At 60.6% G+C, this 17,770-nt stretch carries 16 protein-coding genes and 1 pseudogene; 7 read left to right on the top strand and 10 right to left on the bottom strand.

Annotated elements, in window-relative coordinates; translation table 11 throughout:
- Nucleotides 1–34 precede the first annotated feature (34 nt).
- Nucleotides 35–484, top strand: coding sequence for a DUF7282 domain-containing protein (locus AC1DK3_RS12270; RefSeq protein ID WP_477192470.1), 450 nt, complete (start codon nt 35–37; stop codon nt 482–484).
- Between the two features lie 132 nt (nt 485–616).
- On the opposite strand, the gene groL is transcribed toward AC1DK3_RS12270, so the two are convergent.
- The 3 genes from groL to AC1DK3_RS12255 all read right to left on the bottom strand — a co-directional run bounded on the left by groL (nt 617) and on the right by AC1DK3_RS12255 (nt 3,376).
- Nucleotides 617–2,263: a chaperonin GroEL gene (gene groL, locus AC1DK3_RS12265; RefSeq protein ID WP_477192469.1), complete on the bottom strand. Its 1,647-nt coding sequence runs from the start codon at nt 2,261–2,263 to the stop codon at nt 617–619.
- A 44-nt stretch (nt 2,264–2,307) separates the two neighbouring features.
- The gene (gene groES / locus AC1DK3_RS12260; RefSeq protein ID WP_477192468.1) at nt 2,308–2,622 is read right to left on the bottom strand and encodes a co-chaperone GroES; all 315 of its coding nucleotides are present in this window, start codon (nt 2,620–2,622) and stop codon (nt 2,308–2,310) included.
- A 406-nt stretch (nt 2,623–3,028) separates the two neighbouring features.
- Nucleotides 3,029–3,376, bottom strand: coding sequence for an H-NS histone family protein (locus tag AC1DK3_RS12255; RefSeq protein WP_477192467.1), 348 nt, complete (start codon nt 3,374–3,376; stop codon nt 3,029–3,031).
- An 852-nt stretch (nt 3,377–4,228) separates the two neighbouring features.
- Here AC1DK3_RS12255 and AC1DK3_RS12250 point away from each other — a divergent pair.
- The 3 genes from AC1DK3_RS12250 to AC1DK3_RS12240 all read left to right on the top strand — a co-directional run bounded on the left by AC1DK3_RS12250 (nt 4,229) and on the right by AC1DK3_RS12240 (nt 8,207).
- Nucleotides 4,229–4,819 carry a superoxide dismutase gene (locus AC1DK3_RS12250; protein WP_477192466.1) on the top strand — a complete coding sequence of 197 codons (591 nt, stop codon included), beginning with the start codon at nt 4,229–4,231 and terminating at the stop codon, nt 4,817–4,819.
- Nucleotides 4,820–4,959: 140 nt separating this feature from the next.
- Nucleotides 4,960–6,792 carry a cyclic nucleotide-binding and patatin-like phospholipase domain-containing protein gene (locus AC1DK3_RS12245; protein WP_477192465.1) on the top strand — a complete coding sequence of 611 codons (1,833 nt, stop codon included), beginning with the start codon at nt 4,960–4,962 and terminating at the stop codon, nt 6,790–6,792.
- A gap of 155 nt (nt 6,793–6,947) precedes the next feature.
- Nucleotides 6,948–8,207: a patatin-like phospholipase family protein gene (locus AC1DK3_RS12240; protein WP_477192464.1), complete on the top strand. Its 1,260-nt coding sequence runs from the start codon at nt 6,948–6,950 to the stop codon at nt 8,205–8,207.
- A gap of 103 nt (nt 8,208–8,310) precedes the next feature.
- Here the strand turns inward: AC1DK3_RS12240 and AC1DK3_RS12235 are convergent, their stop codons facing one another.
- Nucleotides 8,311–8,607, bottom strand: coding sequence for a DUF4236 domain-containing protein (locus AC1DK3_RS12235; protein ID WP_477192463.1), 297 nt, complete (start codon nt 8,605–8,607; stop codon nt 8,311–8,313).
- A 125-nt stretch (nt 8,608–8,732) separates the two neighbouring features.
- Nucleotides 8,733–10,169 carry a helicase HerA-like domain-containing protein gene (locus tag AC1DK3_RS12230; protein ID WP_477192462.1) on the bottom strand — a complete coding sequence of 479 codons (1,437 nt, stop codon included), beginning with the start codon at nt 10,167–10,169 and terminating at the stop codon, nt 8,733–8,735.
- A 216-nt stretch (nt 10,170–10,385) separates the two neighbouring features.
- Between AC1DK3_RS12230 and AC1DK3_RS12225 the strand changes: the two genes are divergently transcribed.
- Complete coding sequence (locus AC1DK3_RS12225) at nt 10,386–12,260, top strand: methylmalonyl-CoA mutase family protein (protein ID WP_477192461.1); 1,875 nt, start codon at nt 10,386–10,388, stop codon at nt 12,258–12,260.
- A gap of 5 nt (nt 12,261–12,265) precedes the next feature.
- Nucleotides 12,266–13,636, top strand: coding sequence for a chloride channel protein (locus AC1DK3_RS12220; RefSeq protein WP_477192460.1), 1,371 nt, complete (start codon nt 12,266–12,268; stop codon nt 13,634–13,636).
- Between the two features lie 16 nt (nt 13,637–13,652).
- Here the strand turns inward: AC1DK3_RS12220 and AC1DK3_RS12215 are convergent, their stop codons facing one another.
- From AC1DK3_RS12215 to AC1DK3_RS12200, 4 genes are all read right to left on the bottom strand, one after another.
- A complete protein-coding gene (locus AC1DK3_RS12215; RefSeq protein WP_477192459.1) occupies nt 13,653–14,462 on the bottom strand; it encodes a hypothetical protein in 810 nt (269 codons plus the stop codon).
- Nucleotides 14,463–14,777: 315 nt separating this feature from the next.
- The gene (locus AC1DK3_RS12210) at nt 14,778–14,981 is read right to left on the bottom strand and encodes a hypothetical protein (RefSeq protein ID WP_477192458.1); all 204 of its coding nucleotides are present in this window, start codon (nt 14,979–14,981) and stop codon (nt 14,778–14,780) included.
- A gap of 137 nt (nt 14,982–15,118) precedes the next feature.
- Nucleotides 15,119–15,388, bottom strand: a complete 270-nt coding sequence (locus tag AC1DK3_RS12205; RefSeq protein ID WP_477192457.1) for a hypothetical protein — start codon at nt 15,386–15,388, stop codon at nt 15,119–15,121.
- A gap of 91 nt (nt 15,389–15,479) precedes the next feature.
- Entirely contained in the window at nt 15,480–16,379 is a 900-nt protein-coding gene (locus AC1DK3_RS12200) for a DUF817 domain-containing protein (RefSeq protein ID WP_477192456.1), read from the bottom strand.
- 175 nt (nt 16,380–16,554) lie between these two features.
- On the opposite strand from AC1DK3_RS12200, the gene AC1DK3_RS12195 reads away from it, so the two are divergent.
- Nucleotides 16,555–17,064: a hypothetical protein gene (locus tag AC1DK3_RS12195; RefSeq protein WP_477192455.1), complete on the top strand. Its 510-nt coding sequence runs from the start codon at nt 16,555–16,557 to the stop codon at nt 17,062–17,064.
- A gap of 85 nt (nt 17,065–17,149) precedes the next feature.
- On the opposite strand, the pseudogene AC1DK3_RS12190 reads toward AC1DK3_RS12195, so the two are convergent.
- Nucleotides 17,150–17,683: pseudogene (locus tag AC1DK3_RS12190) on the bottom strand (glyoxalase superfamily protein); the annotation flags it as partial.
- Between the last annotated feature and the right edge of the window lie 87 nt (nt 17,684–17,770).

The raw sequence follows: 17,770 nt of genomic DNA, 5'->3' as shown, positions 1-17,770 counted from the left end.
CTCTTAAGCCAACAGTCTAAACTTGGAGACGTCCATGACTTATGCAGCTGATCCCAAATTCGCCCTCACCGCCGCTGCCGCCGCATTCTTCGCTTTCGCGGCCAACCCAGCAGTCGCGATGACTGATCAGCCGGCGAGCCAGGAAGCCACCGCAGAGGTTCCCGCATCCCTCATCGCCTTCGACCAGAAGCCCAAGGGCGACGCGATCGCCATCAGCTACGTCCATCTGCCTCATAATGGTTATGTCGCGGTCTTTGCCGACGAAGACGGCAAACGCTCGGACAAAATCCTTGGCTTCACAGCGCTGGACAAGGGCAGCCACAATAACGTGAGCGTCAAGGTCGACGCTGGCGTTGCACCGGGCTCGGCGCTGTGGGCGACCCTCTATAAGGATGCCGACGGCGACAAATCGCTGGATACGAAAAAGGATGTTGCGTTCTGGCCGGAAGGCGATCCTCTCCAGAACCGGCTCTTGGTCCAATAACTGGCGCACGGCGTCCAACCAAACGTCCGACAAAAAAAAGCCCCGCAGCAATGCGGGGCTTTCTGATTTCTGATTGCGCGCCTTGCGGCCGGCTCGACGAAGGAGAGTCGCAAGGCACCAGCGAAAACTTCCTTAGAAGTCCATGCCGCCCATGCCGCCCATGCCGCCGCCGGGAGCGCCGTGTGCGTGGCCCGCGTCCTTCTTCGGAACGTCGGCGATCATGGCTTCCGTCGTGATCAACAGGCCAGCAACCGAAGCAGCATCCTGCAGTGCGCAACGCACGACCTTAGTCGGGTCGATGACGCCCTGCTTATAGAGATCGCCGTACTCGTGCGACTGAGCGTTGTAGCCGTAAGCGTACGTCGAGTTCTCGAGGATCTTGCCGACGATGACCGAGCCATCTTCACCAGCGTTGGCTGCGATCTGACGAGCCGGAGACTGCAGCGCCTTGCGAACGATGTTGATGCCGACCTTCTGGTCGTCGTTCTCGGGCTTCAGGGCGTCGAGCGCCTTGCCTGCGCGAAGCAGAGCGACGCCGCCGCCGGGGACGATGCCTTCTTCAACGGCTGCACGGGTGGCGTGCAGTGCGTCGTCGACGCGGTCCTTGCGTTCCTTGACTTCGACTTCGGTCGCACCGCCGACCTTGATGACGGCGACGCCGCCAGCAAGCTTGGCGAGACGCTCCTGGAGCTTCTCACGGTCGTAGTCCGAGGATGTTTCCTCGATCTGCGCCTTGATCTGCTTCACGCGTGCTTCGATGTCGGACTTCTTGCCCGAACCGTCGACGAGCGTGGTGTTTTCCTTGTCGATCGTCACCTTCTTGGCGCGGCCGAGCTGCGCGAGCGTCACGGTCTCGAGCTTGATGCCGAGATCTTCCGAGATCACCGTGCCGCCCGTCAGGACAGCGATGTCCTCGAGCATGGCTTTGCGGCGATCGCCGAAGCCCGGAGCCTTGACGGCAGCAACCTTGAGGCCACCACGAAGCTTGTTGACGACGAGCGTTGCGAGCGCTTCGCCTTCGACATCTTCAGCGATGATCAGGAGAGGCTTGCCCGACTGGACGACGGCTTCGAGAACCGGAAGCATCGCCTGCAGACCCGAGAGCTTCTTCTCGTGGATGAGAATGTAGGGGGTCTCGAGATCGACAATCATCTTGTCGGCGTTGGTGATGAAGTACGGCGAGAGATAGCCGCGATCGAACTGCATGCCTTCGACGACATCGAGTTCGAAATCGAGGGTCTTGGATTCCTCGACCGTGATCACGCCTTCCGAGCCGACCTTGTCCATCGCTTCCGCGATCTTCTTGCCGACGACTTCGTCGCCATTCGCCGAGATCGTGCCGACCTGAGCGATCTGGTCCTTCGTGACCTTCTTCGAGTTCGTCTTGAGGTCTTCGACGATGGCCTGAACTGCGAGATCGACGCCGCGCTTCAGATCCATCGGGTTAGCGCCGGCCGCAACCGACTTGGCGCCTTCGCGAACGATCGCCTGAGCGAGAACCGTTGCAGTCGTCGTGCCGTCGCCGGCGAGATCGGCCGTCTTGGACGCGACCTCTTTGAGCATCTGCGCGCCCATGTTCTCGAAGTGATCATCGAGCTCGATCTCTTTCGCGACCGTCACACCGTCCTTGGTGATGCGGGGCGCGCCGAACGACTTCTCGATGACGACGTTACGGCCCTTGGGACCGAGCGTTACCTTTACGGCGTTAGCAAGGATGTCGACGCCGCGAAGCATACGCTCGCGAGCATCTTGACCGAACTTGACGTCTTTAGCTGCCATGTTGAGCAACTCCTAAGCTTTGCTGAATTGGGGGGGACGAATAATTAAGCAGCGGCTTTCGTCTTAGCGGGAACCGAGAGCACGCCGAGAATGTCGCTCTCTTTCATGATGAGAAGGTCTTCGCCGTCGATCTTGACTTCGCTGCCCGACCACTTGCCGAACAGAACGCGGTCACCGACCTTGACGTCGAGGGCGTTGATCTTGCCGGCTTCGTCGCGAGCACCCGGACCAACGGCAACAACTTCGCCCTGCTGGGGCTTTTCCTTGGCAGTATCGGGGATGATGATCCCGCCAGCGGTCTTTGACTCTTCCTCGATACGTTTCACGACAACACGATCGTGGAGCGGACGGAACGTCATGGGAATAACCTCATGATTTGATGAACAATTCCAAGGCTCGCAACTTGGAGGACCTGATGGTCCGGCGGGAACGGTTTGTCCGGCTGAAGCGCGACAGATCCTTACGAAGCCCGAGCACAGAGGCTATATGCTGCCCTCTGCTAGCACTGTCAATAGTCGAGTGCCAAGACATCGGCGAATTCGGCGAGAGACGCGTCGGCTTTTGCCCGGAGCGTTACCAGTGTTGCACGCACATTAACTGGCTTATCCGGCGTCGGATTCATGAATAGGCGGCCGGCAACATAAAAGCGCGGCGCCAAGGAATGATAAATTTAAACTGCATGCAGATTAGGCGAGGATATCCGCCCCGGATATCCCCGCCTATTGCCAGTATTTCCGCGATTTAACCGACTAATAGTCGGATTGATTAAATCGAAAAATCTGCGAGTTTTGCGCCCTTTCTCAGACGCTCCACTAACCAGTTCGGCTTGCGGCCGCGGCCAGTCCAGGTGTCGAATTTGTTTTCGGGATTTGCATACTTCGCAAGCCCGACGGACTTGTTCTTTCCGGCTCCGCGGCCCCGCACGCCGCCAAACAATTCCGCAACCGAAAATCCATGCGTTTCGGCCATATCGGCCACTTTTCTTTTCAATTCGGAGCGTTCGCGATCCCGTGCAACGGCGATGGCCTTTTGCACCTTGGATTCAAGATCGACAAGTTCTTTGAGGGAGAGCTTGTCGACATTGAACGCCGCCATCTTGTGTACCTTTCGCATGACAAACTAAACCTCTACTAAATCCTGTGCCGGGTGTAGCCACATTGGGAAGCCGTCGCAGCAGAAATCTCTGCGATGTGTCACCTTGTCAACGCACACTCGTCAATAGTCGTGAATTTTCGGCAAACACTTATTGACGCGAGGGCTAATAGGTGACGGCTGCCTAAGGGCGGCGAATATATATCTCCGATGCGTCGCGCTTGATATAAACAAATGAAAGCTGTCACTGTCGTATCAGACAAAAGTCGTATTTGACCAACCGAATGCCGAGTAAACGTCCGGGTTGAAAAATAGATCCGGAGCTGGTGTCCCGCAATCTCAGATATGCCTTTCCCCACCTTTCCGCGCGCCACAATCGGGATAAGCCAGCCAGCCTACCGGAATAAGAGCCGCCGCCGCCTTTGCAAATTGGCGTAAAAAACTCTGAGTTCTCCTTTTAGGCGAAATAGGCCGGCCATTTGACCCGTCCTTTTAATGGACGACATGCGGACCGGATCGCGAGGGTGGCGGCCGTCCGGTTATCCGCCATTGTGGAGGGGAGATTGGAGGCGGCGCCGGTAAAGTCGCCCGGCTTCTTTCTCGCAAGGCGCCCCTCAATCGAATGAATGATCCGCAAATTCAAAAAAAAGCGGCCTTGGCGCTTGTCCCTCGCCGCCGGTCGCCAACATCGCTGACCCGGCATCGGTTATTAGAACATCGGTTATTAGGAAATGGCCGTTAGTAGCGGCGCGTCGCTTAAGCTGGAACCGCAGCACTGACCGGAAGTTCAGCCCATGTCTTGTGCAAGCGGATTCCAAAAGCTACTTTCCCGCGACTTTCGATCCACCCCCAACTGCAATGAGTGCTCGTCCTATGACGCTGAAACTCCCTGATCTTCCCTACGCCTATGATGCTCTCGCGCCGTTCATGTCGGCCGAGACGCTCGAGTACCACCACGACAAGCATCACCTGGCGTACGTCGAGAATGGCAACAAGCTCCTCGCTGGCTCCAAATACGAGGGCCAGTCGCTCGAAGACATCGTAAAGAATGCCTACGCCGATAAGGCCGTCGGGCTCATCAACAACGTCGGCCAGCACTATAATCACCTGCATTTCTGGCAGTGGATGAAGAAGGGCGGCGGCGGCAAGAAATTGCCCGGCAAGCTTCAAACGCTCGTCGACGCCTACGGCGGCTTCGACAAGGTTCGCACCGACTTCATCGAAGCCGGCAAGGGCCAGTTCGGCTCCGGCTGGGCTTGGCTCGCCATCAAGGACGGCAAGCTTGAAGTCGTGAAAACCCCGAACGGCGAAAACCCGCTGATGTACGGCTCCAAGCCCATCCTCGGCGTCGACGTCTGGGAGCACAGCTATTACATCGACTACCGCAACGCCCGTCCGAAATATCTCGAAGCCTGGTTCGACAATCTCGTGAACTGGGAGCACGTCGAGGCCCTCGCAGGCTAATTTGGCCCACTCGTTTGGCCATCTGATACGACCGGCCAAATCGGCCGGTTAATCTCTTTTGCCGTTTCGCGACGCAGCGGTTCGATAAGCGGGGCGCCGCCATGGTATAAGGCTCAAAAAGCCTGCCATGCGGCGCCCCGATGTCGTCCAAGCGGTTCACGCTCTCCAGCGTTCCGACCTTCAAGGATCTTCCAGCAGAGGCGCTTCGCCGGCTCGAAGATCGCTTGCAGCCGATACACGTCCGCCGCGGCGACCATGTCGTTCGGCAGGGCGAGGCCGCTGACGCCCTTTACGTCGTTGTCTCCGGCCGCTTCGCCGTTGAGGTCAGCGGCCACTCCGGAACAGTCGCAGAGATCTCGCGTGGTTCGACCATCGGTGAGATCGCGTTCTTCGCGGGCGGCACTAGAACGGCAACCGTAAGCGCCATCCGCGATGGCATCGTCGTGCGCCTGACGCGCGCCGACTTCGACGCGATTTCCGAAAACTCATCCGCCATCTGGGCCGGAATTACAGCGACCCTCGCAGACCGGCTCGCCGCAGAGACGCGCCGCAGCTCGGCGTTGAGCAACAACGCTCAGGCAAAACACGCGCGCCCTAGACCGCGTACGATTGCAATCGTCGGAGCCGCATCCGGGTTCGTTCCGCCGGCCTTCATGTTGGCGTTCGCCAAAGCGGCGACGGCCCGACCCGGCACGTTGATCACCTCGAGCGCGACGATCACCGATATCGTCAGCGAGGCATCTGCGAGCGACCTCGAATTCACCGAAGCCCTCAATGCGCTCGAAAGCCACTACGGCACGATCGCGTTCATCGCCGATCGAGACCTGACGTCGTGGAGCGAAAAAGCAATTCGCCAGGCCGACGAGGTTCTTCTCGTCGCCGCGCCGCTGGATGAACCCGTCGGATCGCCAGTGCCGCTTGGGGCCCTCGAAAGCTTTGCGTTATCGATCCATCCGCCGTCAGCCCGCAGGCTCGTAGTCGTGCATGCGCGGCCCGGCATCGCGCAAGGCACGCGCCATTGGCTCACGCACCGTCAACCGGCGATGCACCACCACGTCGCCCTCGGCGATACCGAAGACATCGCACGCCTTTGGCGATTTCTGGCTGGCGAAGCGCTCGGCTTCGTCGCCTGCGGGGGCGGCGCTTATTGTTCCGCGCACATCGGCGTATACCGCGCATTTCGCGAAGCCGGCATCGCGTTCGATCTCCTCGGCGGAACGTCGGGCGGCGCCGCGATGGCCGCAGCCTTCGCACAGGATTTAGATCCGCACGCTATCGACGCCGGCGTCCATCGCATGTTCATCGAAGGCCGCGCGCTCTCGCGCTATACGCTGCCGAAATACGGACTGCTCGATCACACGCATTTCGACGCGCACCTCGAGCGGGAATACGGCACCGTTCGCATCGAAGACCTCTGGAAACCTTACTTCGCCGTCTCGGCCGATCTCTCGAACTATGAGGCCGAGGTGCACTTGAGCGGACATCTGTGGCGAGCCATCCGCGCCAGCGCCGCGATACCAGGGCTGCTCCCGCCTTTCTATACCGATGACGGACGGATGCTCGTCGACGGCTCGGTGATTTCGAACGTGCCGGTCGAGACGATGCACAGCCTGAAGCGCGGACCGAATGTCGTCGTCAGCTTCCAAGCCGGCGAAGGCGAGAAATTCTCCGTCGACTATTCGACTTTGCCGAGGCGACGCGAACTCATCTGGCGCGCGCTCAATCCCTTTACGAGAGACGCTCTACCGGCCGCCCCGTCCGCGGCGACAGTGCTGGTCCGCAGCCTAATGGCCAACCGCGGGCATTTCGAGCGCCATCTCGAAGCTGACGATTGGCTGCTCGTCCCGCCCACGCCCGCCGAGATGGGCGCGCTCGACTGGCGCCGGCACAGCGAGATTATGGACGCCGCCTACGAACACACACGCGCGGAAATTGAACGGCGCGGACGCGTCGATTGGGGCCGACAATCCTGAATTCACCCGCCCAATGGCATTTGCGCACTCAAAAAATCAGAAAACCGCCATTTTATCATCGCCCTGAGCCTCTCCTGACATTGCCGCAGCCTTAACGGTGCCGTAAACCGAACGCTGTATTTGGGGGTTTGGGATGTCGTCGGGGGTTGTTTCGCGTGGTAAGGCCTAGGCTTCACGTCGGGCTGATGCTGGTCGCAGCGCTCGCCATATCGGGCTGCGCGGCGACGATCCAGCGTAACGGCATCACCAGTGCAAAGTTGGCTGAAGCGGCCGAAATTCCCGGCATGCCCGGCGTTCGCTTCTGGGCCGACGAAGTTCCCCGCAATCCCCTCGCCGAAATCCGCCGCCGCACCGCGCACATGCCACCGGTCGGGCAGACCGCCAAATCGAAAAACGGCCGAAAGGTCATCGATACGCTCGCACTCTCGGGAGGCGGATCGGACGGCGCATTCGGCGCTGGCGTTCTGGCAGGCTGGACGAAACGCGGCGACCGTCCGGAGTTCCAGGTCGTAACCGGCGTCAGCGCCGGAGCGATCATCGCGCCGTTCGCGTTCCTCGGACCATCCGAAGACGAGAAGCTGCGTGTCATCTGGACCCAGTACAAGCAGGACCAGGTCGTCACGCCGGAAATCTTGTCCGGGCTCTTCGGCGGACCGGCGCTGGCAAGCACCGCGCCGCTTCAGGATCTGATTGCTCAATACATCGACCGGCAATTTCTCGATCGGGTCGCGGCCCAGTACAAACGCGGCCGCGTTCTCTTGGTGCTGACGACCAATCTCGACGCCCAGCGCCCCGTCGTCTGGAACATGGGAGAGATCGCGCTCAACAGAAGCCCCGAATCAACGGAACTCTTCCGCAAGGTCATTCTTGCATCCTCCGCCATTCCGGCCGCGTTCCCGCCCGTCAAAATCGAGGTCCGGGCCGACGGCAATAGCTATGACGAATTGCACGTCGACGGTGGAACGACGCGAGAGGTTTTTGTCAGCCCCGTCGAAGCGCCGCTCGCGGCATTCGACTCGCTTTATTCAACGCCGCCGATCCGCCGGTACTTCATCATCAAGAATGGCAAGGCGACACCCGTGCAGGAGGTCGTGACGCCGACCACGTTGCAGATCGCGGCGCGATCGATTTCAACCTTGATCAAGAGCCAAAACCAAGGCGAGCTTTATAAGATCTATCGGGTCGCTCGCGATGGCGGGGCCGATTTCAATTTCATGGCGGTGCCGCCGTCGTTCGACATGCAGACCAAAGAAATCTACGACCCGCGTTACCAAGCTGCCCTTTATGCGGAGGGCTTCGCCGAAGGCCGCAGGAACGTCTGGCTCAAGTCGCCGCCGGGACAAGCCCCCGCACCATCCATCGCGCCGCCCGCGAACGAATTGTCGTCCTCCGTCCCCCCAGCTGGCAGCGGTTGAGGCGCGGGCGCATTCACACGAACGATCGATAAAATATCGACAAAAATAATGGCGCCGGAAGTGATCCCGGCGCCCGATAAAGAAATCCGTCGGCGACGTTCAATTAAAACCAGTGCGGCTGCCACCAATGCAGCAGCGCCTTCACCGTCGCCGGAGAAACCACGTATGCTATGCCGATGACGAGCGCGATCAGGATCAGCCCGATGATCAACGTCGTGCTTAGCGGCGTGCGATAGCTCAGCCCCGTTCCCGGAATACCGAGCGTGACTTGCTCACCCTTTTTACCGACGTTGACCGTTGCGCCATGGCCGCCAAGGCTGCCGCTGACGCCTGTCTTGCTGAGATTGATGCGAACGCCGGGCAGAATGCTGATGGTCTTGCGAAACCGGAAGTAACCCATGTCGTTCTCCTCATCGGCAGCAACTGCCGGTCAGATTGGTCAGTCGGCGCAGCACATACCGCAATCTGCGATTCTCGCAAAAAACGTAATGGTTCCCGTTGCAACATTCAACGGATAGCCACGCGTCATCCCTTGCCGCGAAGAATGTTCGAGAATGACGAAAGCCTCTGCTTCAGTTGTCCGACGACGGTATTTCGCGACTGCAGGCGTTCGTGCGCCGATTCGCGGTCGAGTTCCTTGTCGTATTTCCGCAGGTTATTGCTATCGGCGGCAATGAGGGCCTTGCGCTCGTCCGCCGTCAGTGGCCCGACGCGCGACATCGGCGGCCGGATGAGCGTCCGCTCGACCATCGACGGCTCGCCTTTGCCGTGAAGCAGCGACACCAGCGCCTCGCCGACCTTCAGCTCCTGAATGGCCCGCTCGGTGTCGATCTCGGGATTGGGGCGGAACGTCTGCGCCGCCGCACGGATTGCTTTCTGCTCCTTCGGTGTGAAGGCGCGCAGCGCGTGCTGAATGCGGTTTCCGAGCTGCGCCGAAACGCGATCCGGCACATCGCCCGGGCTCTGCGTCACATAATAGACGCCGACGCCTTTCGAACGGATGAGGCGCGTCACGCGTTCGATCTGCTCGAGCACGGCTTTCGGCGCATCGTTGAAAAGAAGATGCGCCTCGTCGAACAGAAACACGAGCTTCGGCTTATCGAGATCGCCGACCTCGGGAAGCTTGTCGAACAGCTCCGTTAGAAGCCAGAGCAGGAACGTCGCGTAGAGACGCGGCGTGTTCATCAGCTTCTCGGCGGCGAGAACGTTGACCACACCGCGGCCGTCCGGCTTGACCTCGATAAAATCCATGATGTCGAGCGCAGGCTCGCCGAAGAATTGAGCGGCGCCCTGCTCTTCCAAAACCAAAAGGCGGCGCTGAATGACGCCGACGGTTGCGGGCGCGACGTGTCCGTACTTGCTTCTGAGCGTCGAAGCCTTCTGGCCCATTTCGTCGATGACCGATCTGAGATCCTTGAGATCGAGGATCGTCATCTTGTCGTCGCCGGCCGCGCGCTGATCTTCCGCCCAGCGGAACGCGATGTTCAGCACGCCCTCTTGCGGCTCTGTCAGCTCCATGAGGCGCGAAAGAAGCAGCGGTCCCATTTCCTGCACGGTCGCACGCACGGGATGTCCGTCTTTCCCGAAGATGTCCCAGAAGACAGTTGGAAAGGACGTATTGCCGTATCGCGTCAGGCCGATCTCCTGAGCCCGTTCGACGAGCTTCGGAGACGGTTTGCCCGTCGCGGCGATGCCGGAAAGATCACCCTTGATGTCCGCCGCGAAGACCGGAACACCGGCAGCGGAAAACCCCTCCGCCAGCACCTGCAGAGTCACCGTTTTTCCGGTGCCCGTAGCGCCCGTGACGAGGCCATGGCGATTGGCGAGAGCAAGCTCGATGCACTCGGGCTTCAAATCAGGGCCCGATTTGCTGACGCCGATGAGGATCAGCCCATCCTGCACATAATCGCGAGGATCGGCGACGGGCTCGCCAGCCCCCTCTGCGCCGTGCGTACCAGTCATTTCGCCTCCAGCTATCTACGAACTCGACTCATTGGCCGAAGCTCCTGCCGGTGATGCCATGCGCCGCCGCTCTAAGCAAACCGGCCGCCAGGACGTGCCGAGCGCGGCAATTCGGCCGGCGCCCGAGATTATTTCACGCTCGCACCCGGCTCCTGAGCGGGTATATCGGAAAGCGGGCGTGCCGGGTACGCCCCTCGCCTGTGGGAGCCAAGTTGTATGACGACCGCGACTAACGAATTGCACCTTTCAGGCGATTTCCCCGCCGCCAGCACCGAGCAGTGGCGCGCCCTGGTCGATAAGGCCCTTAAGGGGGCGGATTTCGAGAAACGGCTCGTCACCCGCACGGCCGACGGCATCAAGATTAATCCGCTTTATAGCCGCGGCGACGCCCTGCAGGCGACTGTCAACGAACTGCCGGGAGCCGCTCCGTTCACGCGCGGGACGCAAGCCGTCCGCGAAGGTCTCGGCTGGGATATCCGCACGTTCCACATCGAGAGCGATCCAAAAGCGTTGAACACGGCGATCCTCGACGATCTCCAGGGCGGCGTAACCTCGATCGGCATCCAGGTTGGCGGCAACGGGTTGCCCCCTACGAAAGAGGCCTTCGCCACGGCCCTGAAGGACGTCCTTCTCGACGTCTGCCCAATCGTCCTCGTCGCTCAGGAAAACTTTTTCGACGCCGCGTTGGCGCTCAATGCCGAATGGGACGCTCGCGGGATCAAGGCCCCCGACCGACAAGGTTCGTTCGGCGCCGATCCGCTCGGCACGCTCGCAATGACCGGCCGCCTGTCCGAGCCGGTCGAAACGGCATTGGCCCGCGCCGTTGCGCTGATGAATGCAACCGAGGCGAACCCGCGCGTGCAAGTCATGACGGCCGACGGCGTCGTCGCGCACGTCGCAGGTGCGAGCGAAGCGCAGGAACTGGCCTTCATGCTCTCCGCGCTCGTGGCGTATCTGCGAGCGGCGGAGGAAGGCGGCATCTCCCCCGAAAAGGCGCTGCCGAAAATCAATGTCTCGCTCGCGGCCGATGTCGACGAATTTGCGACGATCGCGAAGCTGCGCGCGGCACGCCGCCTGATCTGGCGCGTCGCCGATGCTTCTGGCGCTGGAGATGTTGCCTCTGCGGTGAAGCTCAATTGCCCGACGTCCTATCGCATCATGTCGAAGCGCGATCCCTGGACCAACATCTTGCGCACGACCATCGCCTGCGCCGGTGCGGCTCTCGGCGGCGCGGACGCAATCGTCGTTCTCCCCTTCACATTCGCCCTCGGCAAACCCGACGCGTTCGCGTGCCGCGTCGCCCGCAATATTCAAATTGTCTGCCAGGAAGAGAGCAATCTCGGGCGCGTCAACGATCCGGCCGGCGGCTCCTGGTACGTCGAAAATCTGACCGCCGACATGGCCAAGAAGGCCTGGGAGATCTTCCAGGATATCGAAGCCCGCGGCGGCCTCCTCGCCGGGCTGACATCGGGCTATATCCAGGAAACCATCGCGAAGACGGCCGAAACCCGAGCCAAGTCGATTGCGACGGTCCGGCAGGAGCTGACAGGCGTCAGTGCCTTCCCGCTGCTCGGCGACGACGGCGTTCACACCGAGCCTTGGACAGCCCCATCTCCGTCGGCCGAAAAAGCGGCGGTCGAAGTGGCGCCGCTTCGGCCTCACCGTCTCGGCGAAGCGTTCGAAGCTTTGCGCGATGCCGCCGACGCGCATGGCGGCTTCAAGGTCTTTCTCGCCAGCATGGGTGAGATCGTCGACCATAACATCCGCACCACTTGGGCGAAGAATTACCTGGCGGCGGGCGGCATCGCGGCGCTCATCAGCGACGGCTACAAGACGCCGGAACATGCGGCCRCCRCTTTCCGTGAATCCGGCGCCGATGCCGCGTGCATCTGCTCGTCAGACAGTGTCAACGCCACACTCGCCGGACCAACTGCGCAAGCGTTGAAAGCTGCGGGCGCCAAGTTCGTCTTGATGGCGGGACGGCCGGGCGAGAATGAAGCCGCGCTCAAGTCGGCGGGCGTCGATCAGTTCCTGTTCGCAGGAGCCGACGCCGTGGCGACCCTCAAGGGCCTGCACGAAAAGCTGAGCTAGACCGGATGACGGTGTCGGCGCAGGGCTCATCAGGAATTCAGAAGAATGGACGCGGCCGCAAAGCGCTGCGGCTGCGCCGGTATCGATATGTCGGATTCACACGCCGGGTATGGCACCGGCGTGCCGTGTTTCTTCTGGGCGCGATATTCGTCGGCCTCGCCGCCGTGGCGTTCGCCGAACTCTCCGATAAGGCCCAAGCGCTCTATGGCTACATACTGACCGAATGGCGTTGGATGCCGTTCGTGATGACGCCGTTGGGCTTCATGGCGCTCGCGTATGTCACGGCGCGCTGGTTTCCGGCAGCGGCCGGTAGCGGCATTCCGCAAGTCATCGCCGCGCGCGCAAGTCGAGACCCCGCCCATCGTCAAAGCCTTCTCGGTTTGCAGACGACACTCGCAAAAATCGTCATGACGGTCCTCGCGCTTGTTGTCGGCGCCTCCGTCGGCCGCGAGGGTCCAACCGTCCAGGTCGGCGCTTCCGTGATGTTCGCCGTTGCGAGCTTTGCCGGCATCGGACGCCACAACGGTCTTGTGCTCGCGGGCTCTGCTGCAGGCATCGCGGCTGCATTCAATGCACCAATCGCCGGCATTCTCTTTGCGATAGAGGAATTGGCGAAATCGTTCGCAGGCCGCATCAACGACATCGTCATCGCTTCGGTCGCGATCGCTGGCGGGGTCAGTTGGTTGATCCTCGGAAACTACGCCTATTTCGGCGAGGTCTCGGCGCAGATGATCGTCCCGGCGGACTGGGCTGCGGTCCCGATCTGCGCGGCCCTCGGCGGCTTCATGGGCGGCCTCTTTTCGCTTTCGCTGATCACGATCACCCGCAGGCCACCGAAATTCATAGCGACACTCCGCCGGAACCCTGCAGTATTCGCAGGCATCTGCGGGCTTGTCGTTGCCGCCCTCAGTGTTGCGACGGCGGGATACGCCTCTGGAAATGGGTACGGCCAAACCCGGGCGGGCCTGCTGCTGGGAGAACACCTGCCCTTTTGGTACGGCCCTTCAAAACTCGTGACGACCATGCTGTCTTCGGCAAGCGGAATTCCGGGAGGATTGTTCTCACCCTCGCTCGCGGTCGGCTCCGGACTCGGATCCATGCTGACGCCCGTCATCACGTTCGTCGATCCGCGCGCTCTCATGCTGTTGATGACCGTCGGTTATTTCGCGGCCGTAGTCCAATCACCACTGACCGCCGTCGTCATCGTCATGGAGATGACCAGCGATCGCAACATGGTCATCCCGCTGATGGCGACCGCTCTACTAGCCGCAGGCATCTCGCGTTTGATCAGCCGCGAACCGCTTTACCACGCGCTGGCACATGCCTTCGCGCCTCGACCGCAGGAAGCGAAAGCTTCGCTTCCACGACAGCACTAACTCATAACGCGCTAACTCAGCACCCGCAAAGCTTGCCCCAACACGTTCGTTCGGTCTTCGCGCAGGTTGAGATCTGTGGCTCCATCGATTGTCCCGGAATGCCGATCTGGAAGGAGTCTTTTGGCACGCTGCCACGATACGCCCCATCTGGTGCGGCCGCCGAATTGGTCATCGGAGGCGCCCCAGCCGTAGCCAAGCGCCGGTTCGCGGCCGTGTCCGCGCTCTTTTTCTTTGAGCGCTTCGCCGAGGACGGGAACAGCGCCGCCTCGTCATCCGGCTCGGCCATGCCGAGCCCCATGGCGGGGCGGAAGCGCTTCTCCGCGCGCGGGCGGCTCGCGACCGAAGGTTTGCTCTCGGTCGCAGCCGTCTCGGTCTGCTGATGTTCCGACTCGGTGGCTGGCGCTTCCGCGGATTGCGGAACGACGGTCACGACCTTCACCGGATCGGCGAGAGGTTCTGCCGGCCTTTCAACCGGATCGGAAACCGGAGCCGCAAGGCTCAGCGCGCTCTCGACGATGGCCGGCGTTTGCCGGATCTGATGCAGGTCGACGTGCTGGACCTCGGAAGCCAAGGCAAATTTGGCGCTCAACGCTTCGGCCGCAGTACGATCCGACAGGCGGTTCGCCTCGGCGAACTGCTCGGTGGCGAGCACGAATTGGCTGAAGTTCAAGATCGGCACGAACTCCGGAACCGTGACGGCTTCTTGCGCCGTCTGTTGGATTCCGTCGGCCGCATCCGCCTTGCTGATGGGCGCGAATTTTGTCGGAGCGGAAAACGACGACGCGAAGATCGCGCCTCCGACGACGATGAATGTCTTCAATTTCACGACGCATTACCCCACGCGACACATGGGACCACTCGTCGACTCCGGCCCGCACCGGTGCCGCGGCACCCTTTTACAAAAAGCGAAGAGGTTGGAGCTTTGCTCCATAACCCCCCATTCCCCAATGACAATTGAACTTGCAACCAAGGCAGGACAATGGCCGCGCCGCGTGCTCTGTTTGAGCTGAACGCACTTGGCTTCAAGTCTGGACCGAACACAAAAAATGCCGGCTCCAATAAGGAGCCGGCAAAGGTGCACCGGAGAAGAAGCCAGAGAAGACGCGAGCACAGGGAAGAAGTTTGCAGCGCGACGAACCCGCTATTCGCGAGCCGATGTTGCGAGTACAGCCATGATGCCGAGCATGGGAATGGAGGCCAGCACCGACATGGTGGCGATCGCATATTCGTTGCCGCCTTCGGTCAGCGGCGAGAGAAGCGCCTGCGCATCCGGAAGAGCGGCGACCACGACAGTCGCAACGGTGGTGATTGCTGCGGCGGCTGATGCGATGACGATGCCCGACATGATCGTGATCCTCTCGAATGTTTGAAGACCGGTTGGGGTCTGATGAGAGGAAGAATGCGCGCAGTGCGCGATCGTCGCTGTTCCGCCCGGAACACCTATCGAGTGACACCCAATTGAGTGACGCGGAATGCTGGAAATTACTTCCCGAGCTTTTCGATCCTGGCCGCCATGTCGGGTACGACCGTCATGCGGTAGGACCCGTTCTCGCACGTGAGGGTCCACACTTCCTCATTGGGCCGCGAAGCGTTGTTGCTTCTTTCAGCACTTTGCGGCTTGTCGCAGGGGAACCCCTGAGTGCGGACCTGCGCGGCGAGATCAGTGGCGGCCTGACCCGCCGCCGACGCATTCGTTGCGGCGCCACCTAAAACAAACAACAAAGCCGCTGCGATATAGGGTGATTGAGCCATAGAAGCCGCTCCGAATAAGAGTGCTCTCTTCTACAGCGAAGCGCTCCGGCAGAATGGCGCGACGCGAATTCGAGGTAAACAATCTACTTCGCTATTCTGAATTTACCACCGTATTCGGCCGGTTGATCCACGCAACGAGCGTGTACGAGATCAGCATCAACAGAAACCACGATCCGAGCTTGCCGATCCCGACGAGTTCCCAGCCATGCCGCTGGTGAGGATAGGCCCAGGCCGCGGTGAACGTCCCGATATTCTCCGCGAACCAGATGAAAACCGCGACGAGAAGAAGCCCAACCAGCAGCGGCATGTGCCGGTGCACCTTCCAGATCTTGTAATAGACCGTACACGGCCCGATGAGCACGATCGCCGCCGCAAAAAGGATCGGCCGCGCATCCCACACGTAATGATGTCCGAAGAAGTTGGCGTAGATCGCGACGCTCAGGATGCCGAGCGCCCAAACCGGCGGATGCCGCGTAAATCGAAAATCGAAAAGACGCCAGCAGCGCGCAATATATGAACCGATCGCGGCATACATAAATCCGGTGAATAGCGGCACGCCGCCGATGCGGAGAAAGCTAGGCTCCGGATAAAGCCACGACCCGACCGACGTCTTGAATATCTCCATCACCGTGCCGACGACATGGAACACGCAAATGACCTTCACCTCGTCCATCGTCTCGAGCTTGAAAGCGACCATCAGAATTTGAATGAGCACCGCCGCGATGACGAGGAAATCGTAGCGGGCGAGTTCCGCGCCTTTCGGATAGAAAAGATGCGTCGCAATCAGCAAAGCCAGCATCGAAGCGCCGAATAGGCAGGCCCACGCCTGCTTGACGCCAAATCGAACGAACTCGTAGGCGAAATGGGCTGCCGGACCTCGCGCTTGCGCCGCCTCTCCAAGCTCGGCTTCCCAATCGATGAAGCGCGCTAACGGCGCCCAGAGCCGGGCCGCACTTGTCTTGGGGTTCCTGTCGGAGACCTTGCGTTGCATATCTGACCTTGAGAGAGGCGGCAGGGCGGGTTTGGACATCATGCCGACGTTTGTGGCATTCTCGTTTCCGAAGGCGGCCCGCAGAAATGTCTTCGGATTAACGCCGCGGTTCCTCATTCCCGCCACCGGCATGCACATCGGCTAACGCTGACGGGGACCACCACAGGATGTCGTCATGGCCGTTTCTCCGCCGCCGAGCCCTCGAAGCGCTTCGCTGTTGCGGCTGACGTCGATGGGACTGCTCGCCGCCATCATTTCCGCGCTCATCGCCGCGATGACGATGCTGGCGCTCTCCGACTACCAATCTTACAAGAGCCCTATCGCCGGACCGGCCGCGGGATCGCCATTCCAGAACTATGCCGATGATCTCCCCAGCGCGCTCATCGCGGCGTTCCTCTGGTATATTCCCGTCGGCACGTTCGTCTTCCCGCCGCTCGCAAAGCTCCTCGGAGCGAGCACGGGCACCGGCACAGTCAGATTGCTGAAGTTCGCGATGCTGGCAGCGCTCGTTTGGCTTCTAGTTGGCGAAGCAATCTACCTCGTCCTGTCGCCCCTCGCCCCTGCGCCCCCCGGCGTTCAGAGCCACGACTTGATAATGGCAGCCCTGAGCGGTGTGCTTTTCGCTATCATCTACGATCTCCTCCTTCGGCGAAGGGACTACCTCCTCGGTCAAAGGCCGCAATAATCAACGCCGCCCTCCTCAAAGAGCGGCGTTGAATCACACTTGGAAAGAGCCATGAAACCTGTGGTAGCCGCCAGATACTGCCAGTCTACCTATCTTTATGTTCCATGAAACGGATGCGGTTGTTGAATGGATCGGTGACCTTAAGCTCCGTCCGTGTCCCCTCATCCTCAAGACCTGGTTTCATGTAGCGATAGTTCTTGGCTGTGAGTTCCTTGTGGAACTCACGGATGCCCTTCATGTAGACGCACATATTGCCGCCGGGCGTCGCGTCCCCCGCGTGCTCGGAGAGATGCAGCCTCAGCCCGCTACGCGAGATCTGCGTATAGAGCGGGAAATTGTCGCCGTAGCGGTGTTCCCAATCGACGGTGAAGCCGAGAAATCCAAGATAGAATTCGTGCGCCTTTGCTACGTCAAAGATACGCACGATCGGCACCGCCTGTTCGAAAGAGATCGCGCCCTCATCTTGAGCGTCTCTTACGCTTTTGATTTCCGCCGACAGGATGTTCCAGTTTTCGAGCCCAAACTGACGAGCGACAATCTCCAGCGCCTCGCTGTGAGTAATTGTCACTTCTCGGTCGGCAAGAGTCTCCTGCATGGCTTTCGCCATGTTACCAACGCCTTCGGCCGACGGTTGAAACGGTCAGGAAGGATGAATGGGAGGCGTTCGCCATGCCCCTTTTGGGAGCGCGAGCTGCTGGCCGCCTCC

Source organism: Hyphomicrobium sp. 01T421, assembly GCF_056398805.1.
This window is presented reverse-complemented; position numbering and strand designations above follow the sequence as displayed.

Excerpts from the sequence above, each read along its gene's own strand:
- AC1DK3_RS12205 (WP_477192457.1), bottom strand. The coding sequence starts at position 15,388 with ATGGCTCAATCACCCTATATCGCAGCGGCTTTGTTGTTTGTTTTAGGT.
- AC1DK3_RS12270 (WP_477192470.1), top strand. The coding sequence starts at position 35 with ATGACTTATGCAGCTGATCCCAAATTCGCCCTCACCGCCGCTGCCGCC.
- AC1DK3_RS12220 (WP_477192460.1), top strand. The coding sequence starts at position 12,266 with ATGACGGTGTCGGCGCAGGGCTCATCAGGAATTCAGAAGAATGGACGC.
- AC1DK3_RS12200 (WP_477192456.1), bottom strand. The coding sequence starts at position 16,379 with ATGCAACGCAAGGTCTCCGACAGGAACCCCAAGACAAGTGCGGCCCGG.
- AC1DK3_RS12255 (WP_477192467.1), bottom strand. The coding sequence starts at position 3,376 with ATGCGAAAGGTACACAAGATGGCGGCGTTCAATGTCGACAAGCTCTCC.
- AC1DK3_RS12250 (WP_477192466.1), top strand. The coding sequence starts at position 4,229 with ATGACGCTGAAACTCCCTGATCTTCCCTACGCCTATGATGCTCTCGCG.
- groL (WP_477192469.1), bottom strand. The coding sequence starts at position 2,263 with ATGGCAGCTAAAGACGTCAAGTTCGGTCAAGATGCTCGCGAGCGTATG.
- groES (WP_477192468.1), bottom strand. The coding sequence starts at position 2,622 with ATGACGTTCCGTCCGCTCCACGATCGTGTTGTCGTGAAACGTATCGAG.
- AC1DK3_RS12210 (WP_477192458.1), bottom strand. The coding sequence starts at position 14,981 with ATGTCGGGCATCGTCATCGCATCAGCCGCCGCAGCAATCACCACCGTT.
- AC1DK3_RS12195 (WP_477192455.1), top strand. The coding sequence starts at position 16,555 with ATGGCCGTTTCTCCGCCGCCGAGCCCTCGAAGCGCTTCGCTGTTGCGG.
- AC1DK3_RS12235 (WP_477192463.1), bottom strand. The coding sequence starts at position 8,607 with ATGGGTTACTTCCGGTTTCGCAAGACCATCAGCATTCTGCCCGGCGTT.
- AC1DK3_RS12230 (WP_477192462.1), bottom strand. The coding sequence starts at position 10,169 with ATGACTGGTACGCACGGCGCAGAGGGGGCTGGCGAGCCCGTCGCCGAT.
- AC1DK3_RS12245 (WP_477192465.1), top strand. The coding sequence starts at position 4,960 with ATGTCGTCCAAGCGGTTCACGCTCTCCAGCGTTCCGACCTTCAAGGAT.